The sequence below is a fragment of the Blautia sp. MCC270 genome (assembly GCF_018785605.1).
GTDB lineage: Bacteria > Bacillota > Clostridia > Lachnospirales > Lachnospiraceae > Blautia_A > Blautia_A fusiformis.
The window spans coordinates 1-5,064 of the sequence record NZ_WQQD01000059.1; the positions used below are offsets into that span (position 1 = coordinate 1).

Consider the following 5,064-nt stretch of genomic DNA (forward strand, 5'->3'; position numbering starts at 1 on the left):
ACTCAAAGAACCAGAACATACTGCCCAGCATTTTCCCCGCAAGAGGTCCCACCGCCAGTGAAAGCACAAAGGCCACCGATACGGAAGACATTGCGTAAAACAACCCCTCGTAGATCAGCATGGTTTTGAGCTGTCGGGGCGTCATTCCTACAGCCTGAAGCACAGCAAATTCACGGCGGCGGGAAAGGATACCGGTCATCATGGCGTTGAAGAAATTTAAGAGTCCCACCAGCCCAATGATAGCACAGAGGATACCACCGATCAGAAGGAACATCTGCCGGAACTGAGCAAACTCAGAGCGAGCTGTGGCTTTGCTTTCATACATCAAGGGCGAAAACTCACCGGCCGTGAGCTTTGACAGATATTGCTCTGCTTCGGCCTCGTCAGCTTCGTCCACTGTGTCGAACAGGTAGAGCATCGGAACGACCGCACCACCGCTGTCTCTCTGTGCGGTGTCCACAGGCAAAACTGCGTTATATCCAATACCACCATAACGATAACCCATGGAGTACGGAAGTTCTACCAAGGCGCAGACCGTGTACTCTACATCTCTGGCCCCATACAATTTTGCCTGAAGGCATTCCTCCGGTGTGTCTTCGTTGCACAGTTCCCCTGTGCGGCTGTCGATATATTTCACATCATCCGCATAGGTAGCCGTGATCGTGTCTCCCACCTTGGGGTAGTATTCAGGATTGGGCAGATTGCCGTAATCATCCAAAGAAACCGCAATGGCAATGGCGTTATTGTCCGGCTCCAACATGGGAGAAATATCTCCGTCGAACACTTGCAGCTTATCAAACAGACTGTTATCCAGAGCCTCGATTCTGGTATCTCCCATCACCATATTGCCCCGGTGCTCCATGCGGCTCATATGGCTGTCCAACTGCTCGGCACTTTCGTACCTTGCATAGTCCTGTCGCAGAGCATCCTCCGTCATCCACAGGTATGCATTTTTTCGCACAGCATATCCCGTGCCGGAAAGACTGGCCTTTGTGTTTGATTCGATCTCCTCGATCTGTTCTGGCGTGATGAATTCATCTGCCGGGTTGTACCGGAAATAGTCGGGAGTGCTGACGATAAAATCGGCGCAGGTCATGGAGGATACATACTTCTCCATGCTGAAGCCTCCCACAAAGGCACACAGCGCATTGAACAGTGTCACCGACAGTGCCAGAGACAACACCACCAGCACCGTTTTTTTCTTATTTCGTCCCAGATTGGCAAAGGCCATCTGATGGAGCTTGGCACCCCGGGTGCTGCGCTGTTTTTTCTTAGTCTGCATCACATCCGTATATTTGGTAGCCTCCACCGGAGAAACCTTGGCTGCCATTTTTCCGGGCTTGGAACAGGACAGGAGCACCGTCAACAGGGCAAACAGCATGGAACCAAGGAAGATCACAGGCGAAGTGCTGATGGTGGCGATGCCTGCATCCAACTGGGTGGAGTGCAAGACAACAGGCACCAGAACAGTGCCGATGCCGTAGCCCAGCAGCAGCCCCGCCGGAATGCCGATCAGACAAAGCAGAAGTGCCTGCTGGCGAATGATGCGTTTGAGCTGCCGGGGCGTTGTGCCAATGGTTTTCAGAAGTCCGTAAAACCGGATATCTCCTGCAACAGAGATCTGGAAAATGTTATAGATGATAAGATACCCGGTAAAAATCACCAGCATCAGAAAAGCTGCTATGGCGATCATCAGCTCTGGATCAAGCTGCGACTCCAACTGAGATGAGGTATATCCCCAATTGACGCCGATTCGGACGCTGTTGGGATCGGTATAGCTGTCCCATGTGTAGCCAAGATCGGTATCCACCTGCTCCATCTGCCCTTGAATGTTTGTGCTGGAGGCCAGCATGACATTCAAATCGGTGCGGAAAGGCTGTAACCCTGTTTTCACTGCCTGCGCTTCGATGTCATCTGCGTAATCACGGCTGATGTTGATGTAGTGAACAGGCATTAGTTCATCATATTCCCAATAACCCACCAGCGTAAAGGTATCTGTTACAGTAAAGGCGGTTTGATCCTTGTCCGTGATGGAATAGGAAACCGTGACCTCGCCGCCCAGCTCCGGCGTTACGCCAAGCAGCTGCAACGCTGCCGTATCCATGGCTACTTCTTTGCCGCTTTCGGGCATCCGCCCGGTAGTAGGGGTGGCATAGCTCCATTTGGTGCAGTTGGCATCCATGTAGCTGATCTCTGCAGGCGTTTTGGAAAAGACACCTTCCGCAGTGATGCCAATCACCTTCCGTGCCCCCACAGCCTTCACCTTTGGATGAGCAGCGATACGTTCCGCCTGCTCGGGGGAAACATCTTTAAAGGTACCGTGTGCATAGCCGCCTACCTGCCGAAACTGGTAGGTTTCATAACTGGCGTTCAACGACAAGACAATGGTGAACATGGAAGTAAATAGCAGCGTTGTCAGCGCAATGGCAAAAATGGCGATCAGATTGCGGCGACGGTTCGCATAAAGGGATTTTAAGCTGAGCTTTCGAATACATTTTCTGTTTTTGACATTCATCGTAGCCACCTCCCGTTAGTTCTGGGAGACGATCCGACCATCTTCGATACGGATAATGCGGTCTGCCATCTGCGCAATTTCTTCGTTGTGAGTGATCATTACGATTGTCTGGGCGAACTTTTGACTGGTGACTTTCAAAAGGCTCAATACATCCTGGCTGGTTTTGGAATCCAGATTGCCGGTGGGTTCATCTGCCAGAATGATAGCGGGTGCCGCTGCCAGTGCACGGGCAATGGCTACCCGCTGCTGTTGACCACCTGAGAGCTGATTGGGCAGTGCATCCAGACGGTCACTCAATCCAAGCGTCTGCCCGATCTGCTTCACAAAAGATTTATTTACCTTTCCACCATCCAGTTCAATGGGAAGAATGATATTTTCATATACATTCAGCACCGGAACAAGATTGTAGCTCTGAAATACAAAACCGATTTTTCTGCGGCGGAAAATAGTCAGCGCTTCCTCCTTCAAGGAGAAAATATCCTGTCCGTCCACCATGACCGTGCCGCTTGTAGGGCGATCCAGCCCGCCCAGCATATGCAACAGCGTGGATTTTCCGGATCCGGATGTGCCGACAATTGCAACAAATTCGCCCTTCTTTACACTCAAATCAACTCCATCCAGTGCATGAACCGCATTATTGCCGGAGCCATAAATTTTTTTCAGGTCTTTTGCCTGTAAAACCTCCATAAATGAGTACCTCCATGAAAAAATCTGTATATATGAAAGGAAATGATCCTTTGATACATACAGATTATCGCATAGGATTCTTTCCACATTCTTTCCGGCGGAAAATGAAATCTAACAGTTTTGATAGAATTGTTGTTATTTCGGCAGAAATATGGAAAACGTACTTCCTTTTCCCGGAACGGAAGCAACCTTGATGTAACCGCTCTCACCGGATATAATCTGTCGGGCAAGGTATAAGCCGATGCCAACCCCTTCTTGTTCCTGAACAGCATTTGAACGATAAAAACGGGAAAATATCTTTGCCTGCTCGTTTTCCGGGATACCTGAACCGGTATCCGATATATCGATCCTTGTAAACATTTCGTAACTTACGGTAGAAATCGTGATTGTTCCATGCTCCGTATATTTGATGGCATTGTCTACAATATTAGCCAGTGCTTCCGCTGTCCATTTGAAGTCAAATGTAGCGGAAATATCTGTATCGTACAGATATATGGATAATCCTTTTCCAGAAGCCTTGGCGGCATATTGTTCTACTACGCTTTCAAGCAGCGGCTGAAGTGATGCTTGCTGAGGGGAAAGTGAAATGATCCCATTTTCCAGTCTGGAAAGTTTTACGAGAGAATCAATCAGAAATCGTAGCTTTTCCGATTGTTTGTACAGTGCCTCCACGTTTTCCTTTGCCGATGCAGGCAGAGTTTCCTCCATCAAAAGCTCGCTGTATAACAGCAGGTTTGCAATCGGCGTTTTCGTCTGGTGGGAAATGTCCGCAATCAAGGATTTGATTTTGTCTTTTTCCTGTGCTATATTTTGAGAAGATGCTTCTGCGGCAGAAAGATAGTGTGCAAACTTTGTTTCCAAAGCAGACAGCCGGCTTTCATCAAAAGTTGTTTCAGAAAAGGATCCGGTCATGGCGGCGTCCAGCATCCTTTCGATTTCTTCCATCGTTTTTATGACCTTTCTCCGCTCCCATAATACAACAGCTGCTGCCGCCAGAAAACACAGCAGTATGATCACAATGCCGGTTTTATTCATCTTTTATCACCCAGCTATAACCAATTCCATAGATGGTTTTAATGTATTTCTGTGCACCTAGCTTATCCCTCAGACGCTTGATCGTAACAGACAAAGCATTTTCATCCACATATTCTGCGCCATCTGTCCAGATTCGGTCTACAAGGTCTCCACGGGTCATGGTTCGACCACGATTTTCAACAAGCAGACGCAGTAATTTTTGTTCTGTTTTACTCAATTCCACTTTTGAATCTCCCACATAAAAGGTCATTGCTTCAAAGTCAAAGTGAAATAGATCAATATGGATCGGTGCATTTTTATGGCTTGACGCTTGCTTTCGCAGTTGGGTATTCACTCTTGCCCGCAAAACCGAAAGAGAAAAGGGCTTGGTAATGTAATCATCAGCGCCCCTCTCCAGTCCGTCCACGATGTCCAGATCGGTATCATTGGCAGTCAGCAGAATAACAGGAACTCCGGGCATGTTTTCCTTGACCTCCCGGAGCAGCTCAAGCCCACTGCCATCCGGCAGATTGATATCCAACAGGATCAGGGATACACCGCCGCAAAGCAGCTGTTCCTTCGCCGTTTTCAGGTCTTGGCAGGAAATGATCTTCCGATCATCTACTTTCAGTGCTTTGCATAAACCTTGATTCAAACCAATATCATCTTCAACAATCAATAATTGCTCCATATATCTCACTCCCTCGTTCCTCAAAGGTATTCGGCAAAGTTAATAACAAGACACAAAAATAACCGCCCCAGCCTCGCAAACTGAACGGTTATTTTCAATCAATTAAGTATGTGGACTAACCGTCTATCGGCAGCACACTTTTTCTATAATCATATTA

General features: G+C 48.1%; 4 protein-coding genes. All 4 read right to left on the minus strand.

Annotated features, from left to right (window positions below; translation table 11 throughout):
• The coding region (locus GPK58_RS12055; RefSeq protein WP_215638706.1) for an ABC transporter permease at positions 1 to 2,515 on the minus strand (2,515 nt) is incomplete at its 3' end.
• 15 nt (positions 2,516 to 2,530) lie between these two features.
• A complete protein-coding gene (locus tag GPK58_RS12060) occupies positions 2,531 to 3,202 on the minus strand; it encodes an ABC transporter ATP-binding protein (RefSeq protein ID WP_148445092.1) in 672 nt (223 codons plus the stop codon).
• Positions 3,203 to 3,337: 135 nt separating this feature from the next.
• On the minus strand, positions 3,338 to 4,237 hold the full coding sequence (locus GPK58_RS12065) for a sensor histidine kinase (protein ID WP_215638707.1): 900 nt from the start codon (positions 4,235 to 4,237) through the stop codon (positions 3,338 to 3,340).
• Positions 4,230 to 4,907: a response regulator transcription factor gene (locus tag GPK58_RS12070; protein WP_215638708.1), complete on the minus strand. Its 678-nt coding sequence runs from the start codon at positions 4,905 to 4,907 to the stop codon at positions 4,230 to 4,232. Before GPK58_RS12070 ends, GPK58_RS12065 begins: the two co-directional genes overlap by 8 nt.
• Between the last annotated feature and the right edge of the window lie 157 nt (positions 4,908 to 5,064).